Genomic DNA, 18397 nt, shown 5'->3' with positions numbered 1-18397 from the left:
AGGGATAAAGCAAATGAAATTCACACTCTCCTGGCTGAAAGAGCACCTGGAAACAGACGCCACGCTCGATGAGATCTGCGCTCGTCTGACGATGATCGGGCTGGAGGTCGAAGATGTCGACGACAAGGCGGCGTTCAAGCCCTTCGTCATCGCCAAGGTCCTTTCCGCTGAAAAGCATCCGCAGGCCGATCGCCTGAAGGTGCTGATGGTCGACAATGGCTCCGGCAAACCGGTTCAGGTCGTTTGCGGCGCACCGAACGCGCGCGCCGGCCTCGTTGGCGCCTTCGCCGCTCCCGGCACCTATGTTCCCGGCATCGACGTGACGCTGGCGGTCGGCAATATTCGTGGCGTCGAAAGCCACGGCATGATGTGCTCGGAAAAGGAGCTGGAAATCTCCGACAGCCATGACGGCATCATCGATCTGCCAGAAGATGCGCCTGTTGGTACCAGCTTCGCCGCCTATGCCGGCCTCGATGATCCGATGATCGAGATCAACCTCACACCGAACCGTCCGGACTGCACCGGCGTTTACGGCATCGCCCGCGACCTTGCCGCTTCCGGCCTCGGCACGCTGAAGCCGCGCCTGACGCCAACCTTCGCTGTCGACGGCGATACGTCGACCGGGCTGAAGATCGAGCTGGACGATGCGCGTCTTTGCCCCGGCTTTGCGCTTCGCCTCGTGCGCGGCGTCAAGAACGGCCCGAGCCCGAAGTGGATGCAGCAGCGGCTGCTCGCCATTGGCCTCCGCCCGATCAGCGCGCTGGTCGATATCACCAATTACATGACCTTCGACCAGGGCCGGCCGATGCACGTCTTCGACGCCTCCAAGGTCAAGGGCAATCTCGTTGTCCGCCGTGCCAAGGACGGCGAAACCGTGCTGGCGCTGGATGAGCGCGAATACAAGCTCAACCCCAGCAATGTCGTCATCTCCGATGATAATGGCGTCGAGTCGATCGGCGGCATCATGGGCGGCGAGCATTCCGGCTGCGATGAGAATACGGTCGACGTGCTGATCGAATCGGCGCTTTGGGACCCGATGAACATCGCCAAGACCGGCCGCAGCCTCGGCATCATCTCCGATGCCCGTTATCGTTTCGAGCGTGGCGTCGATCCGGAATATATGGCTCCGGGTCTCGAGCGCACGACCGAGCTAGTGCTTGCCTGCTGCGGCGGTACGGCCGCGAAGGCCAAGATCGAAGGTTATAAGGGTTATGACGCCAAGATCGTCGATTTCCCCTTCTCCGAGGTCAAGCGTCTGACCGGCCTTGACGTCTCCATGGAAGAGGGCAGGTCGATCCTGACGAAGCTCGGCTTCACGGTCTCCGGCTCCGGCGAGCGTGTCTCCGTCGCCGTGCCCCCATGGCGGCCGGATGTCGATGGCAAGGCCGATCTCGTGGAAGAGATCATGCGCATCCACGGCGTCGACAATATCAAGCCGGCGCCGCTTGCGAGCCACAACGCCGTCAACGGCAAGATCTTGACGACGCTGCAGATCCGCACCCGCACCGCCAAGCGCGCGCTTGCATCGCGCGGCATGCTCGAGGCCGTCACCTGGTCGTTCATCTCGGAAGATCAGGCCAAGCTCTTTGGCGGCGGTTCCAACGAGCTGAAGCTTGCCAATCCGATCGCCGCCGACATGTCCGACATGCGCCCTTCGCTGCTGCCGGGCCTTCTGTCGGCCGCGCAGCGCAATGCCGACAAGGGCTACGGCGATGTTGCTCTCTTCGAAGTCTCCGGCACCTATGAAAATGACAGGCCGGAAGGCCAGCGGCGTGTCGCCGGCGGCATCCGTCGCGGCACCGCCACGCTCACCGGCGCCGGACGCATGTGGTCGAACGCTGCCAAGGGCGGCGGCAAGCCGGTCGATGTTTTCGATGCCAAGGCCGACGCGCTGGCCGTGATCGAAGCCTGTGGCGTGCCGATGGGCAATATCCAGATCGAGCAGGGTGGCCCCGGCTGGTATCATCCGGGCCGTTCCGGCACGATCAAGATGGGTCCGAAAGTCGTGCTCGGCTATTTCGGCGAATTCCATCCGAAGACGCTGGAAGCGCTCGATGTCACCGGCGCACTCGCCGGCTTCGAGGTCTATATCGACGCCATGCCGGAGCCGAAGAAGAAGACGACGCGCACCAAGCCGGCACTGGAGCTCTCCTCCTTCCAGGCGGTCAAGCGCGACTATGCCTTCGTGGTCGACAAGACGGTGGAAGCCGGTGCCATCATTCGCGCCGCCACCGGCGCCGACCGCAAGCTGATCACCGGCGTCAATGTCTTCGATATTTTCGAGGGCGCCTCGCTCGGCGACGGCAAGAAGTCGATCGCCATCGAAGTCCAGATCCAGCCGGCCGAGCGCACGCTGACCGATGAGGATTTCGAAGCCCTGACCCAGAAGATCGTCGCCAATGTGACGAAAACGACGGGTGGGGTTTTGCGGGGTTAAGCTGCGATCGGCTGTTGCAGAGTTTGCGGTGGGGGCGGCACCCCCTTGTCACTGTCGTGACATCTCCCCCACAAGGGGGGAGATTGGTAACTTGTGGCATCCTCTCATTTCAAACGACTACCGAACCTGCGGAAACAGAGGTTTGTTGTTTTGAAACGAGGGCGGCGGCATACTCCCCAACGATCTCCCCCCTTGTGGGGGAGATGTCCCGAAAGGGACAGAGGGGGTATCAGAACCTCAGCATAGAAGGGGTGGCTTTGAGATACCGACAGCGCTCTGTCACCGATGCAAATGATATACCTTATTCACGATGGTCCATCGTCCGTCGATCTTCAGCAGAGACAGATAGTCGGAAAAGCGCATGCCGGCGAATTCGTCGACGACTTTGACGCTTGCGGCATCGCCTTCGATATCGATCAGCTCGATCTCCATCAACGGCACCGTGTCGGGTGGTGCGCTACCTTCTTCGACGATCGCGGTGATGAATTCGTCGCGCGTCATCCACTCCACCGCGCCCTGATAATTGCCTATGATCGCGACCCGTGGATGCAGCGCTTTGCGCAAAGCCGGCTCATTCGCGAATGCCATGCCGTCGACATAGAGGTGAACAACTGCGCGGATTGCTTGCTCTTCCGACATCTCGCCGTTCCTCATTTGAGTGCCTGTTAATATAGCATGAACGCACAGACAGGCAAAAACGCCCAGTATCGCAATGATTTTATCGGGTCCTATTCCACGAAAACCCGCACGCTGGCGGCCCGGCCGGCGGCATCGATGACGGTCAGCGTCGAATAGCCGGCGCCATCCGGAATCCATTGGTTGGTGCGGCGGCGGGAAAGGTCGGGCAGCGGCTTGCCATTGGCGAGCCAACGGAACGGCGCGCGGCCGCCCTGCAGCTTCAGCGCCAGCGGCATCAGCGGGTTGGCGCCACTGTTTGCGCCAAGGTCGATGCGCGCGCCCTCCGGCGGATAGACGATCTGCGGCGCCGGTTCGCGGGTCGAGGCCGACAGCAGACCGGCGGCGGTGACTGAAAAACGTCGCTGGCTGATTGGCAGTTCGGTGGCGGAAATGCGCACCGCGCCCATGGGAGGCGGCGGAAACGGCGCGATGGCGACGCCGGATTTGGCAAATCCTTCAAACAGAATGGGCGCGGCCGAGACATAGCCCGCTAGTCCCGGCACTGCGCCGTTGTCCGGCCGACCGACCCAGACGCCGAGTACATGCGCGCCGTCATAGCCGACGGACCAGGCATCGCGGTTGCCGTAGCTGGTGCCGGTCTTATAGGCGATGCCGAGCTGCTTGCTGCCGGCCGGCGCGATGATGTCGGAGAGAATATCGGTGATGTTCCAGGCTGCCACCGGTTCCATCAGCGGCTCGCCTTCGATAGGTCCCGGCTTATCCTGGATGCCGTCGCCGATCCGCATCGGCTTGCCGCGATTGGCGAGCCCGGCATAGAGCTGCACCAGATCCTTGAGCGTGATACCGACGCCGCCAAGGCCGATGGCAAGACCCGGCGCCTCGTTGGGCGGCAGCACTGGCTTCACTTCGGCGCGACGGAAGCGCACGAGCAGCCGCGTCGGCCCGACGGCATCGAGCAGGCGCACGGCCGGCACATTGAGTGACAGTTGCAGCGCCTCGCGCACGCTGACATCGCCCTGGTAGGTCATGTCGAAATTGTGCGGACGATAGCCATAGAAATCGGCAGGGCGGTCTTCGATAATGGTTTCCTGGGCGACATATCCCTCTTCGAAGGCAAGGCCGTAGATGAAGGGCTTCAGCGTCGAGCCGGGCGAGCGCAGGACGCGCGTCATGTCGATCCAGCCCGAGCGGCTGGAATCGAAATAATTGGCCGAGCCGACTTCGCCGACGATCTCGCCGGTATGCGCATCCGCCATCACCATGGCGACCGAGACCTTCGGTCCCAGCCGCTTCGACGCTTCATCGGCAACGGCTTCCAGGCCCTGCTGAATATCCCGGCGCAGCGTCGTGTGGTGCTGGACGATCCCGGGTTCCTTGCGCAACGCGGCTTCTGCCAGATGCGCAGCGTAGGCTGGCAATTGCCGCCGCTTGGCCGGGACGGGAACGAGCGCTGCCCGCTCCGCCTCGCCATCGCCGACGGCAGCCGACACAGCGGCGCGGTCGAGCACACGACGGCGGGCCGCCTCGGCGCTCGCGAGATTGCGGTCGGGCCGGCGCTTTTCCGGCAATTGCGGCAGGGCGACGAGCAAGGCTGCCTGCGCGACCGTCAGATGCCGCGGCTCCTTGCCGAAATAGGCGAGGCTTGCGGCTCGTACACCCTCCAGATTGCCGCCATAGGGCGCATGCGTCAGATAAAGATCGAGAATCTGCTCCTTGCTGAGCCGTCGCTCGATCTGGACGGCGCGGACGATCTGCAGCAGCTTCGCCGTCACCGACCGTTCGCTGCGCGGCTCGATCAGCCGCGCCACCTGCATGGACAGCGTCGAGCCGCCGGAGACGATGCGGCCATGGCTGACGAGCTGCAGAAAGGCGCGGCCGAGCGCCACCGGGTCGACGCCGTGGTGATCGTAGAAGCGTCGGTCTTCATAGGCGACCAGCATGCGCAGGAATTGCGGATCGACATCGGCAACATCGGTTTTCAGCCGCCAGCGTCCCTCCGGCGTGGCGAAGGCGCGGAGCAGCTCGCCATTGGCGTCCAGCACTTCAGGCGAAACGATGCCGGCCTTGTCGAGCGGTGGCGGAAAGGCGTGATCGGCAGCCGCAAGGCCAAAGGCAAGCGCCACCACCGAGAGGGCGCTCACCCCGACACCGATCGCAATTTTCCACCGCGTCTTCATTGCCTGCTCTTACTGCTGTGCTGCCAGCACCTCCATGCGACCCATCGCCGTGCGGGCCGAGAATTGCGGCCGGTACATGTCCTCGACGCTCGCGGCCGGATGGTCGTAAGTGCCGGGGGTAACAGCGCGCACGACATAGGCGAAGCTCAGATCGCGGTCGGACGATTGGTCGAAGGCGGCGACGAAGCGATCGTTGCGGAACTCGACATGAGCCGGCTGCACATCGCTCAGCCAGTCGAAGTTCGAAAGCTGCGCGCTGTTGACGATGCTCGGATTGTCGATCTCGAAGCCGGCCGGCAAGAGGTCGGTGACGAGAACGCGCGACGGCCAGTCGTTGGTTTCCGTGATATGCAGCACGACCACATAGCGTTCGTTCTGCTGCGCCTGGGTGACATTCGCTTCTTCGCCGTCGAGCGTGTAATATTTGCGCTCAATGTTGAAGCCGTTGCCGCCGGCCGGCAGCGGCGTCACCGGCGCCGCGACGGTGGTCACGGAGGCTGACAGCGGCTGGCGGGTGGTGTTGGTGACGGTCAGCGGATGACCCATCAGGGCGTCACCGGTCATCTGGGCCATGTAAGCGCCGCTATGGGCAGCACCGTTGACATCGAGTGTCAGGCCATCATCGCCATTCTGCAGGGCGCGTGCGGCAAGCAGCATCCAGGTCTGTTCCTGGGTGCTGGTATAGGTCTTTGTCTGCCATTCCTTGGCGACGACGGTTGCCAGTTCCGGAATGATCGGCGGCACCGGGCGGCTTTCGGCAGCAAGTGCCAGTACGGCCGCACCATCTCGCAATGACGAACCGTAGTCGGAACGGGCGAAGCTGACCTTCGTAACCGCCGCCTGTTGCGACATCTGCAGCGCATCGACGAAGATATTGCGCGAGCGCTGCGCATCGCCATAAAGCGCCAGAGCCGCCGCCAGATGCGCCTTGGAGAGTGGCGTCGGGAAGTCGTTCAGCATGGTGTCGGCGTAGTAGCGAAGATCGCTGATCGATGCTTTCTTGTTGCGGGCGAGAACGTAGAGCGCATAGGCGATCTCGTTGCCCTGGTCCTTGACGTTGGTGTTGATGCTCAGCGAATTCTGCAGGTTCTCCAACGCCTGTACCATGGCCTGATCCGGCACCGTGTATTTCTGCTCGCGAGCACGGGTCAGGAAGTCGGTGACATAGGCGTCGAGCCAGAGATCGCCGGAACCCGGAGCCCAGAGGCCGAAGCTGCCGGTCGACGACTGATAGGACATTTCGCGATAGATCGCGTCCTGAATGCGCTTATGGATTTCAGTGTCGTCGGCGAGACCGTTCTTGATCGCCATCTCGCTGAAATAGAGCAGCGGCAGCGAGCTGCTGGCCGTCTGCTCGGCGCAGCCATAGGGATAATGGCTGAGGCTCATCAGCAAAGCCGGTACGTCGAAGGCGCTGGAGCGGCTAACATTGACGCTAACGGAAGCGCCCGGCAGCACGCTGTCGGCCAGCAGGTCAGCATTGACCGTCAGGCTCTTGCCGGATGCGAGCGTGATCAGCCGCCGTTCGGTCACCGGCAATTGCGCCGGCCGGACCGGAATGTCGACCGACTGGTCGAGCGACATTCCCGAAGCATTGGACAGGTTGATCGCAACTGCGCCGGCACCCGGTTGTCCACCGGTCAGAGGCAGCGTGATGTCGTATTTGCCGCCTTGTTTCAGATTGATCGTCTGCTGCGCGGCGCTGGCATCGACGGTCACGGCTGAATTGCCAGCCACCGTCAGCTTGTAGTCGCCGGCAGGCGCGTCGGTATTGGCGATATCGAGCCGGAGATTGGCCTTATCCCCGGGAGCGAGGAATTTCGGCAGGCTGGCCGTGACCACCACCGGATCGCGGATGATCACATCCTGCGTGGCATGGCCGATCCCGGCCTTTGACCAGGCAACCGCCATCAGGCGCGCCGTGCCGTTGAACTGCGGAATGTCGAAGCTGACATTGGCCTTGCCGTTGGCATCGAGCTTGATCGGACCAGAGAAGAAGGCGATCAGCTTTTCCGTCGGCGGGCTGGCCTGTAGGGCCGCCTGTCCGCCATCGCCGCCGGTGCGCAGCCGCCCGGTGGCGCCGAGCGAACCGTCGATGAGGCGGCCGTAGAGGTCGCGGATTTCGAGGCCGAGCTGGCGCTGGCCGTAATACCATTCGTCCGGAGCCGGCGGTTGGTAGCGCGTCAGGTTGAGAATGCCGACGTCGACGGCGGCGATCGTCACATAGGCATCTTCGTTGGCGCCTGCGCCCGCCACCTGCACGCCGATATTCAGCGGCTGGCGCGGCAGGGTCTTCTGCGGCGCATCGAGCTTAACCTGCAGCTTGCGTTCGCCGGGATCGACGGTCGCCCATTTGATGCCGATCGCGCGCATCGGCATGCGGCTTTCCTGCGCATCGCCGGGGCGGAAGAGGGTGGCGGTCACATAGGTGCCTGCGCCCCAATCGGCGGTGACGGGAATGTCGACTTCGCCGCCGGTGGCGCCGACGTCGGCATTGGTCACCGAGATCAGCGTTTCGGAGCCGGCCGTCACCATCAACTGGCCGGCATAGCGGGACGTTACCTTCAGCTTGGCCGTATCGCCGACATGGTAGCTATCCTTGTCGAGCGCGATCTCCAGCGCATCCGGCGTTTGCGTCGAGGTGGAGGCGACGTACCAGCCGGCGTCGAATTCGACGCTGGATTGCGGACCATTCGTATCGGCGGTCTCCACCTCCAGCCGGTAGCGGCCCCAGGTGACCGGAACCGAGATTTCCGCACCATCCGTCGTGGTATTGATCGTGCCAGTGGCGACTTGCTTGGTCGAGGCGATAGGCTCGTATTTCCAGCTACTGCCGTCACGATACCATTGGTAGTCGCGCTCGACGGCGAGCAGCTTCCAGGTCAGGCCCTGCATGGCCTGCTTCTGGCCGTTCTGGTTGACGGCGATGACGTGGAAATTGCCGATCGAATTTTCGCCGAGATTGCCGTCAAATTCCGGCTTGATGCCGATCCGCGGCCCGTCCGCCTTGACCGGCAGCGTCAGCGAGCGCTCGACGGCGCGGCCACCGGCCTCCTGCATGCGGACGGTGATGTTGGCGTTGAGGAGCTGCGTGGTCGAGGGCGTATCGGCGATGGTAACGTCGAAGGTCGTCTTGCCGTCCTCGTCCAGCGCCTGCAGGTCTTCGAGCGGCACTTGCGAGCTCTCGGCCTTGTTGTCGCTGCTGCTGCTGTCGCTATCGCTATCGCTGGCGTCCTGCCCGGCGGCCTCGTCGGCGAGGCCGAATTCGTAGCCCTTATAATCGTCGCTCTCGCGCGTCGGCTTCAGCGTCACTTCGCCTTCGAGGCTAAGGCCCGCCGCCGGCGCGCCGTAGAGATAGCGCCCTTCGATATTGACCGGCGTCGGCTGGCCGACTTCGATCGCCTTGGCGTCGCTCTTCATGTCGAATTCGATGCGATCCGGCACGAAATCGTCGACGAGGAAGGTCTGCGAGCCAATGGAGGCGCCCTTCGGGTCGGTATAGATGTTCATCGTCCAGGTGCCGCGCATCGAGGTCTGCTGTAGCGGCAGGTCGACATTGTAGCCGCCGAGCTTGCCGCCATCGGTAACGATGCGGCGATCCTCAACGCCGTCGGGGCGCAGGAAGACGAAGGTGAGCGGCAGGTTCTCGACCGCCATGGAGCTGACGTCGCGGGCAAGGGCCGAGGCATGCACCGTTTCGCCGGCGCGGTAGATGCCGCGTTCGGTCCAGGTAAGCAGATCGATCGCACCCGGTGCCGTGCGGCCGGTAACGCCGCGGTCGGAGAGATCGAAGCCGGCGCGGGTCATGTCGAGGAAGACGTAATCCTGATCGCCGTTCTGCGCCGTAATGACAGCCGGCGTCATGCCCGCAGTGCCGCGCATCAGGCCGGCACTGAAGGTGGCGCGGCCATTCGCATCGGTCTTCGCAGTACCGAGGATTTCATTGTTCTTGGCGAGCAGTTGCAGCTCGACGCCGGCGATCGGCTTGGCACTGCCGAGCGAGCGGGTGAAGACGTTCAAGCCATCCGTGCCGGCATAGGTCGTGACGCCGATATCGGAGACGACGAACCATTGCGTCGCCTGCGGATCCCATTCCCGGCCGGAGTTCGGTGCGACGGCGGTCAGGACATAGACGCCAGGCTTGCGCTTCGGCAACGCCTCGTCGACCGGGAAGCTGGTGACGACATCCTTGTTGAGATCCTGCTGGATATCAATCGAGCCTTGCCAGACCAGTTCGCCGCTGGTGTCCTGAATGGTCTGTGCGCTATAGCTGTCCATCTGCGTCAAAAACTGCGAATTGCTGAGCAATTGCGCGATATTGCGGTCGCCGATGCGGTAGAGCTTCAGGTTGGCCGTGGTGGTGTTGACCGAAACCAGGGGAATGCCGCGACGCGCCGTCGACGGCAGCACGAAATTGTCGCCGGTGAAGCGGATCGAGGCGGTGCGATCCTTGACGTAGACTTCGATGTCCACCTGTGCGGCAAGGTCCTCATCGACGGAGGAAGGCAGGCCGCGGCGCAACGAAATCTTGTAGTGCTGGCCGAATTCGAGACCTTCGACGCAGATCTGGTTGTCCTTGGCATCGACACCCTTCGGGGCGGCGCCATTGACGGTCACGAAGGGCGTATAGTCGACGCCGCTCTTCACCAGTTTTTCCGAGAATTGCAGGCAGGCGCGGGGCGAGGCGTTGTCGTTGTCCAGCGTGTTGCCGGTGACACGGAAGCCCTGGCGTGCTCTCAGATCCTCATAGGCGGCCTGGATCGTCGGCGAGCCGGCCAGAGCAAGGCTTGCCTTATAGGCGCTGAGCGCCTGGCGATAATTCTGCGCGTTCTGCAGCGAGGTCGCGAGCACGGCGAGCGCGTCGGCGCGGCTCCGCGTCGTGCGGGAAAGCTGATAGCCGTTGAGGGCGGCATAGGCCGCCTGGGTGGCGACCGTCGTGTCGTTCGTGATCGTGTTGGCGGCCCGCGCCATCTCGACCCAGAGCGCGCCATTGTCAGGCGCAAGCGACAGCGCACCCTGGAAGGCGTTCAATGCGTTGTTGACGTTGCCGGAGGTCAGCTCGATGCGGCCGAGCGCCGTCAGGCTTTCGACGCCTTGTCCCTTCAACTCATTGCCGAGCGTGAGCCTGCTCTTCGCATCGCGTGCGCTCTGTACGAAATTGTCGGAAAGGAAGGGGAGAGCGGGTGCGGCGCCGATATCCGGCTCGCTGACTGCTGCGGTTTCGACGATCTTGCCGGCAACAGCGCCGGGGAAGCTGTTGAGCTGGTTGAAATCGGACTTCAGGAAGCACCATTTCACCTTGGGATTATAGGTGAAGGCCTTGCAGGACTTGTCGCCGACGCAGGACGTCGAGCATTGATCCAGCGTGACATTCTGCTCGGTGCGCAGATCGAAGCCGAAGTAATCGCCGTCCGGCGTAGTGACCACTTGCCGTTTGGCATCGGCGGCGCTCGCGGGCGTCAAAGCGGCGAAGGTGGCGAGAAGAAAAGCGGAAAGTCCGATAAACGCGCGCTTAGACATAAGTCCCCCCAACGCTGCCCGTTTCGATTGGCCGCACTCTTCAAACTTCGGGCTAATTTGTCAACCGAGCGTCGAGATGCAAACGCGCGATTTCGACTATACCGATCTGTTTGGTGCGATGTCTTCGATCAAAAATTGCGACTTTGGTCTACGCTTTTCAATGCTTTTGACAGAGCGTCCGATAGGAATACCCAATCATCCGGTTCACAGCGGACTGCAAGTGCCGAAGATGTCATTCTGTACGGACAAGCGAAGCAAAATCAAAAGCTTATTTTAGAAAAGGGCGATGCCTAGTTTCGCAGTACGGAGCTTTACAGAGCGTCTGTTTCATCCTTATGACGATGGTTGCTGGGGATCGCGTTCAGTTTGTCATCGAATAGATGTGTTACGTGTTCATCGACACCGGCGGGCGCCGGTGTCGATGTTGCGCGAGAGTGGCTGACGCTCCTACAGGTTCGTCATTGCCAGCGAGGTATCCGAATAGCGCTTGCCGGCCACCAGATCGAGCGGGATGACGTTGCTCAATTCCTGAAGTTCGCCAGCCGAGAGCGTGATGTCGGCAGCGGCGGCATTCTGCTCCAGATGGTGCAGCTTGCGGGCGCCGGGGATCGGTACGATGTCGTCGCCCTGGTGCAGCACCCAGGCAAGTGCGAGCTGCGCCGCCGTGACGTTCTTGTCCTTGGCGAGGGCTTCGAGCTTGGCGACGAGGGCTGCGTTGGCATCGAAGTTCTCACCCTGGAAACGCGGCACGGCGCGGCGGAAATCGTCGGCTGCGAGATCGCTCACATTGCGGATCGCACCGGTCAGGAAGCCACGGCCGAGCGGGCTATAGGGCACGAAGCCGATGCCGAGTTCACGGCAGGCGGCAAGCACCTCTTCCTCCGGATCGCGGCTCCACAGCGAGTACTCGCTCTGCACGGCGGCAATCGGATGCACGGCATGGGCGCGGCGGATGGTGGCGGCACCGGCTTCCGAAAGCCCGAGCGCACGCACCTTGCCCTCCTTCACCAGCTCGGCCATGGCACCGACGGTATCCTCGATCGGAACGTTCGGATCGACGCGATGCTGGTAGAAGAGGTCGATAACATCAGTGCCGAGACGCTTCAGCGAGGCTTCCGCCACTTCTTTCACATGCTCCGGCCGGCTGTCGACGCCGATCATCGCCGCCGGGCCGGATTTTTCCGGATCGAGCTTGAAGCCGAACTTCGTCGCGATGACGACGCGATCGCGGACGGGCTTCAGCGCACGGCCGACCAGAACCTCGTTGGTGAAGGGTCCGTATGTTTCGGCGGTATCGAAAAAGGTGACGCCGAGATCGACGGCCCGATGCAGCGTTTTGATGGATTCGTTGTCGTCGGTTGCGCCATAGGCGAAGCTCATGCCCATGCAGCCGAGGCCGACAGCGGAGACGGAAAGTTCCTTGCCAAGTTTACGGGTTTTCATAGTCGTATCCTTTTGAGCTTAATTCTGGTCCGCGACGACCATTCTCGTCGGTCGCGTGACGAGAGAGAAATTATGTCTGCCGATAACGAATGAAAATGCATGCAAACTCAAATGGGCTGTTCTATTGATTAGATCAATGAACAGAACTCAGCTCTCCCAATTGGCGGTCTTTGCCGCCGTTGCCGCCCATCGAAGCTTCCGTGCCGCTGGCAAGGAATTGTCGATCGCACCTTCCGCAGTGAGCCATGCGGTCTCGAGCCTGGAGGAAAGCCTTGGCGTGCGGCTGCTTGCCCGCACCACCCGAAGCGTGGCGCCGACCGAGGAGGGCAAGCTGCTGTTGGAGCGTCTGGCGCCGGCACTAGAGGAGATCGATATTGCATTGGAGGACACGCTTGCCGCCCGTGGGCGTCCGGCCGGCAACCTTCGCATCACCGCGCCGCGTTTTGCGACCGACCTGCTGCTTGCCCCGCGGCTTGGCGATTTCCTGAATACCTATCCCGACATCACGCTGGAGATCGCCAACGAAGACGGCTTCAGCGATATCGTCAAGGAAGGCTTCGACGCCGGCATTCGGCTGGAGGAGAGCATCGAGGGGGATATGATCGCGGTGAAGGTCTCGCCGGATATCCGCACCGTCATCGCCGGCTCTCCGGCCTATTTCGAGAAGAATCCGAAGCCTTTGCATCCGCGCGATCTCGTCCATCACCGCTGCATCAAGCGACGATTTACCGATGGCTCTCTCTATCGCTGGGAATTCGAGAAGGACGGCCGTGAGCTGATCGTAGCCGTCGATGGCCCCTTGATTGTGATTGAGGATCGGCTCGCGGTTCTGGCGGCAGTCAATGGCGCCGGCCTCGCCTATCTGTTCGATATCCGCGTGCAACAGGAACTGGATGAGGGCAAGCTCATCCGCGTGCTGGAGGACTGGTGTGCACCCTATCCTGGCTTCTGCATCTATTATTCCAGTCGTCGTCAGATGCGCCCGGCACTCAGGGCTTTCATCGATTTCTTCAAATATACCGGGCCATAGGAGAGCAGTGAGGCCCGTCTGCCGCTGCTGACGGAATTCGGATTCGTGGTGTGAGATAGAATGTCAGCACCAGCCGCACGAACAGGGACGAGACGATGAAGAAGCCGGGATCGATGAAGGGGCTGGAGGAGCTCGGCCGCGTCAGGCTATCGAAGAACTTCTTCTTCCGCGATTTCCTGCATTCGGAAATCGCCGATTTCTATCGCATTCCGAATATCCCCGACGACCCGGAGCTAGCGATCGAATCCGGCAGCCGGCTTTGCGAGGAGTTGCTGGAACCGCTGGAGGCGACCTTCGGCCGGCTGCATATCCGCTCAGGCTACCGCGCGCCTGCCGTTAATGCCTTCGGCAACAGGAACGGCTTGAATTGCTCGACGAATGCCCACACCGCCGCGCATCATATCTGGGATATGCGCGATCTCGATGGCTGCATGGGCGCGGCAGTCTGCATCGTCGTGCCATGGCTGATCGATAATTGTCGCGAAGAGGGCGATTGGCGGAAGCTTGCCTGGTGGATCCACGATCACTTGCCCTACGCCTCGCTCTGCTTCTTCCCGAAATTATGGGCCGTCAACATCCAATGGCACGAGCGGCCGCAACGGACGATCCAGAGCTTTGCCCGGCCTCGCGGCATGCTGACCAAGCGCGGCATGGCAAATTGGCAGGGCGATCATTCGGCCCTCTACGAAGGGCTTCCGAAGCCAGTTATTTGACTGGGCATGATCTTATCCAAAAATCGCGTCACACTTTTCGAGATCATGCCTTAAAAGCTGATGCGGTAACGAATGTGCCCGTCGCTCTCGACGTAGCTGTCATAGAGCTTACGGGCCGTGGCGTTGCTCTCTTCCGTATGCCAATAGAGCCGCGCCCAGGCGTTCTTTTTGCAGAGAGCGACGAGATCGTCCATCAGCGCCCGGCCGACGCCACGACCGCGCGTACTTTGATCGACGAACAGATCTTCCAGATAGCAATCCGGCGTACGCACCCAGGTGCCTTCATGGGTCAGGCAGAGCGTGAAACCCTTGACCTCCCCATCGACTTCGGCGATGCGCATGAAGATGGCGGACGCCGGATCGAAGACCCGGCGCCATGTCTTGTCGGTGATATCAGGCGCGATGCCGACACGGTAGAAGGCGAGATAGTCGGCCCAGAGCTCGCGCCAGCGGATTTCGTCTTCGGGCTTGGCATCGCGGATCACCACGGTCATCGGTTCATTCCCGTCTGTTTTATGCGCCGGCTTTGTCGAGCAGGCTCATGGCTTCGTCGGAAAGCGAAAGCTTCGCCGAATTGATCAGCGCGTCGAGCTGGCTGAGGCTGGTGGCGCTGGCGATCGGCGCTGTGACGCCGCGTTTGCGCAGCAGCCAGGCAAGTGCGACATCGGCTGGCGTCGACTTGGTTTCCGCGGCAACTGTATCGAGCGCGGCGAGAACGCGGAAGCCCTTGTCGTTGAGGTAAGACGCGACGCGGTTTTCGCGCGCCCGGCCTTCGGTATCGGCCTTGCTGCGGTATTTGCCGGTGAGGAAGCCGGCCGCGAGGCTGAAATAGGTGATGACGCCGATCTCCTCTTTCACGCAGAGATCGGCAAGCGGGCCTTCAAAGCTTTCGCGCGCATAGAGATTATATTCCGGCTGCAGCACGTCGTAACGCGGCAGGCCGGCCTTGGCGGCGGCGTCGAACGAGGCTTGCAACTGCTCCGCATTGAGGTTGGAGCAGCCGGCATGGCGGATCTTGCCCTGTTCTTTCAGCTTGGCATAGGCGCTGAGCGTCTCCTCATGCGGCGTTTCCGGGTCCGGCCAGTGCGAGAGATAGAGATCGATATAGTCGGTCTGCAGCCGCTTCAGCGAATCCTCGACCGCCCGCAGGATGTAATTCGCCTTCAGCCCCTTCTTGCCGGGACCCATTTCCGAACCGACCTTGGTGATGATGATGGCCTTGTCGCGGGCGATGCGGCCCCGCTTCAGCCACTTGCCGATGATTTCCTCGGAATCGCCGCCCTTGTTGCCGGGAACCCAGCTTGAATAGACGTCGGCTGTATCGATCGTGTTGAAGCCGGCACCGAAGAAGGCGTCGAGCAGAGCGTAGGAAGTCTTCTCATCGGCCGTCCAGCCGAAGACATTGCCGCCGAAGACGATCGGCGCGGTGAAAAGATCGGTTCGTCCAAGCTTGCGCATTTCCATGGTGGCTCTCCAAATTATCTGAGCAAAAACCGGCATCGAAAAGGCCGGAAAGGGAGGGGACGTCGATGCAAGTTATCGTCCTACCATTGGAAATGCCACTAACGATTATTTTATTCGGCCGCCGACCGTCGGTAATGGCTGGGCGACAGCTCATTATATTTCGACCAGACGCGCCGCATGTGCCGCGGCGAGGCGAAACCGGATTTTTCCGCCACGCGCTCCATGTCCAGCCGCGAATTGGCAAGCACATCGCGGGCGAGCGTGACGCGCATCAGATTGACATAGGCGGTCACCGAAAGCCCGGCATGCTCCTGAAACAGCCGGGAAATATGCCGCGCGCTCATCGCACCGATGCCGGCAAGCTCCGCGAGCGACCAACCATGGGCGGGATCGGCCATGATCGCATCCTGAACGCGGTGAATGGCGGGATGCACATGATTGCGGCCGCTGAGCCAGGGCGAAAGCTGCGGGTCAGCGCCCGTGCGGCGCATGTAGACGACCATGTGGCGGGCGATCGTCAGCGCCGTCACCGGCGAGGTGAGCTTGGAGACGATGTGCAGCATCAGGTCCGTGCCGGTTGAGATGCCGGCGCTGGAATAGCGCTCGCGGTCCTCGACATAGAGCCGGTTGTCGAGAACCCGCGCAGTGGGAGCATAGTGCTGGACCTCCTCGATACAGGCTGCGTGCGTCGTGCAGGCGTATCCTTCGAGCAGGCCAGCGCGGGCGGCAAGCACAGCGCCTGAGCAGATGGTGATGAGGGTGACGCCCGGGCGGATCGATGTCCTCAGCCAGGTGGCGAGCAGCCCGTTCTCCTCTTCTATGTCGCCAGCGTCGGATGGCGGTGTGACGCTGCCGGAGACGACGACCAGGGCGCCCTCGGGAATGCAATCGGGCACCGGCAGGAGATCGGCGACCGTCAGGCCGATCGAGGTCGTCTGCGTCGGGCGGGCGGCAATGAAGCGGTAATCGAACAGGATATCCTCCTGTTCGATATTGGCGCGGCGCAGAACCTCCACCGGCCCCGCGACATCCATCAGCAGCGTGTAGGGCGGCAGGAGGACATAGACGGGAATGACCCGGAGGTATCTGTCGCCTTGGTTCATGCAGCACTCCTGATCGCCACGGATGCAAGCGCATCTTCCACGGTGGCGATGCGGGCGAAACGGCCCGATAGCACCAGCTCGGTGCGCTTCTTGATATCGTCGGCGCTGAACACCGTACCCGACGCATGCGTCATCGGGAAGGTCAGCGTCGCCTCGGTGACGTAGTCGACATCGTAGCCGAGGTCGGAGGCGTGGCGCGTCGTCGTTTCGCAGCATTGCTCGGTGCGGATGCCGGAAACGATGAGCTTGCGGATGCCGTTTTCCACCAGCCAGACATCGAGACCGGACCCCACGAGCGCGGAATGGCGGGATTTGTGGAATACCGCGTCAGCCTCGAGCGTAATCTCCTCGAGCTTGCGGACATAGCCGCTTGCCAGGCTGAAATGATCGTCGCCGTCGACATGAAAAATCTGGACCACCGGAATGCCACGGGCCTTGGCGCCGTCGATCAAAGCCTGCAGCCGGTCTACGAAATCCGGCAGGTCGTCCGCTTGCCAGTAAGGGCGCTGGCGAAAGGATTCCTGAACATCGATAACCAGCAAAGCAGTGTCGGCATAGGACATTTTCGTATCTCCTGTGATTGAAGGATAGCCGAAGCTAGATCCATAGCGCTAGCCACAAAAGCCACATGCCGGACAAAATGAGGACAAATCCGGCCATCGAAATTCTCAGAACGATGGCGAGTTTCTGGCTTGGGGTTGCTCGATGGCATTGCACCTTGGATAAGGGCCGAATACAGTTGCCTCCGGTTCTATCGCGAGCGAGATGACCCATCGTTTCGTTCCATCCATCACTTTCACAAGGTCCTATCCGAAAGCCGCTCTGCGCTTTCTGCCCTGCGGTTGTTTGCTTCGGGATCGTGCTCCAGGAGGAAAAGTCATGCTGCGTTTCGGAATCTTATCGACCGCAAAGATCGGCCGCGAACTGGTCGTGCCGGCCATTCAGGATGCGGAAAATTGCGTGGTGACGGCGATCGCCAGCCGTGACCTTGCACGCGCTCGCGAAATGGCGGACCGCTTCTCCGTGCCGCATGCTTTTGGCTCCTACGAGGAAATGCTCGCCTCGGATAAGATCGACGCCGTCTATATTCCGCTGCCGACCTCGCAGCATGTCGAATGGACGATCAAGGCGGCCGATGCCGGCAAGCATGTCCTCTGCGAAAAGCCGATTGCGCTGAAGGCCGATGAGATCGACAGCCTGATCGCTGCCCGCGACCGCAACAAGGTGCTGGTGACGGAAGCCTATATGGTCACCTATACGCCGGTCTGGCAGAAAGTGCGCTCGCTGCTGGCAGCCGGCGCCATCGGCCGGTTGCGTCATATTCAGGGCGCCTTCACCTATTTCAACCGCGATGCCGGCAACATGCGCAACATCCCGGAACTCGGCGGCGGCGGCCTGCCCGATATCGGCGTCTATCCGATGATCAGCACCCGCTTCGTCACTGGTCGCGAGCCCCTGCGCATCCAGGCGGTCACAGAGCGCGATCCGGAATTCAGCACGGATATCTACTCCAGCGTCAAGGCTGATTTCGGCGATTTCGAAATGACCTTCTATATCTCGACGCAGATGGCTGCCCGCCAGGTCATGGTTTTCCACGGTACGGACGGTTTCATCGAGGTGAAATCCCCCTTCAATGCCGATCGCTACGGCGCCGAAGAGCTGGAGCTGACCAATCGCAACCATTCGGAATCACAGATCTTCCGTTTCCCCGACAGCCGTCAGTACAAGCGTGAGGCGGAAGCTTTTGCCTCGGCGGCATTGGGTAAGGATGCGGAAGTCGTGACGCTCGAAAGTTCGAAGCTCAATCAGAAGGTCATCGATGCCATCTATCGCGCCAGCGAGAAGGATGGCTGGGAACCGGTGTGAGTTGG

The 18397-nt window shown here is 61.7% G+C and carries 12 protein-coding genes; 4 read left to right on the top strand and 8 right to left on the bottom strand.

All coding sequences use genetic code 11. The features are described from left to right. The first annotated feature begins 13 nt into the window (after window positions 1-13). Window positions 14-2437 carry a phenylalanine--tRNA ligase subunit beta gene (pheT, locus tag QD357_RS23645; RefSeq protein WP_107106688.1) on the top strand — a complete coding sequence of 808 codons (2424 nt, stop codon included), beginning with the start codon at window positions 14-16 and terminating at the stop codon, window positions 2435-2437. Window positions 2438-2716: 279 nt separating this feature from the next. On the opposite strand, the gene QD357_RS23640 is transcribed toward pheT, so the two are convergent. The 4 genes from QD357_RS23640 to QD357_RS23625 form a co-directional block, all read right to left on the bottom strand. Further along, complete coding sequence (locus tag QD357_RS23640; RefSeq protein ID WP_028750888.1) at window positions 2717-3076, bottom strand: nuclear transport factor 2 family protein; 360 nt, start codon at window positions 3074-3076, stop codon at window positions 2717-2719. Between the two features lie 89 nt (window positions 3077-3165). Beyond that, a complete protein-coding gene (gene pbpC, locus QD357_RS23635) occupies window positions 3166-5253 on the bottom strand; it encodes a penicillin-binding protein 1C (RefSeq protein WP_107106689.1) in 2088 nt (695 codons plus the stop codon). Window positions 5254-5262: 9 nt separating this feature from the next. Continuing rightward, on the bottom strand, window positions 5263-10773 hold the full coding sequence (locus QD357_RS23630; protein ID WP_107106690.1) for an alpha-2-macroglobulin family protein: 5511 nt from the start codon (window positions 10771-10773) through the stop codon (window positions 5263-5265). A gap of 447 nt (window positions 10774-11220) precedes the next feature. After that, window positions 11221-12216 (bottom strand): aldo/keto reductase, encoded by a 996-nt coding sequence (locus QD357_RS23625; RefSeq protein ID WP_107106691.1) that lies wholly within the window; start codon window positions 12214-12216, stop codon window positions 11221-11223. 136 nt (window positions 12217-12352) lie between these two features. On the opposite strand from QD357_RS23625, the gene QD357_RS23620 reads away from it, so the two are divergent. Together QD357_RS23620 and QD357_RS23615 are read left to right on the top strand one after the other, a co-directional pair. Beyond that, window positions 12353-13246: a LysR family transcriptional regulator gene (locus tag QD357_RS23620; protein WP_107106692.1), complete on the top strand. Its 894-nt coding sequence runs from the start codon at window positions 12353-12355 to the stop codon at window positions 13244-13246. A gap of 95 nt (window positions 13247-13341) precedes the next feature. Beyond that, the gene (locus QD357_RS23615; protein WP_414125144.1) at window positions 13342-13959 is read left to right on the top strand and encodes a hypothetical protein; all 618 of its coding nucleotides are present in this window, start codon (window positions 13342-13344) and stop codon (window positions 13957-13959) included. 50 nt (window positions 13960-14009) lie between these two features. Here QD357_RS23615 and QD357_RS23610 read toward each other — a convergent pair whose 3' ends face one another. From QD357_RS23610 to QD357_RS23595, 4 genes are all read right to left on the bottom strand, one after another. Then, the gene (locus QD357_RS23610) at window positions 14010-14453 is read right to left on the bottom strand and encodes a GNAT family N-acetyltransferase (protein ID WP_107106694.1); all 444 of its coding nucleotides are present in this window, start codon (window positions 14451-14453) and stop codon (window positions 14010-14012) included. Window positions 14454-14472: 19 nt separating this feature from the next. Beyond that, entirely contained in the window at window positions 14473-15423 is a 951-nt protein-coding gene (locus QD357_RS23605) for an aldo/keto reductase (protein ID WP_107106695.1), read from the bottom strand. Window positions 15424-15533: 110 nt separating this feature from the next. Further along, a complete protein-coding gene (locus QD357_RS23600; protein WP_107106696.1) occupies window positions 15534-16526 on the bottom strand; it encodes a GlxA family transcriptional regulator in 993 nt (330 codons plus the stop codon). Further along, the gene (locus QD357_RS23595) at window positions 16523-17089 is read right to left on the bottom strand and encodes an isochorismatase family protein (protein ID WP_107106697.1); all 567 of its coding nucleotides are present in this window, start codon (window positions 17087-17089) and stop codon (window positions 16523-16525) included. Before QD357_RS23595 ends, QD357_RS23600 begins: the two co-directional genes overlap by 4 nt. Before the next feature lie 316 nt (window positions 17090-17405). Here QD357_RS23595 and QD357_RS23590 point away from each other — a divergent pair, with 316 nt between their 5' ends. Continuing rightward, window positions 17406-18392 (top strand): Gfo/Idh/MocA family protein, encoded by a 987-nt coding sequence (locus QD357_RS23590; RefSeq protein WP_107106698.1) that lies wholly within the window; start codon window positions 17406-17408, stop codon window positions 18390-18392. Window positions 18393-18397 lie beyond the last annotated feature (5 nt).

The sequence above is a fragment of the Rhizobium sp. BR 317 genome (genome assembly GCF_047445835.1).
GTDB classification, from domain to species: domain Bacteria; phylum Pseudomonadota; class Alphaproteobacteria; order Rhizobiales; family Rhizobiaceae; genus Rhizobium; species Rhizobium paranaense.
The sequence above is the reverse complement of the archived record's forward strand: the minus strand, read 5'-3'. Positions and strand labels throughout refer to the sequence as shown.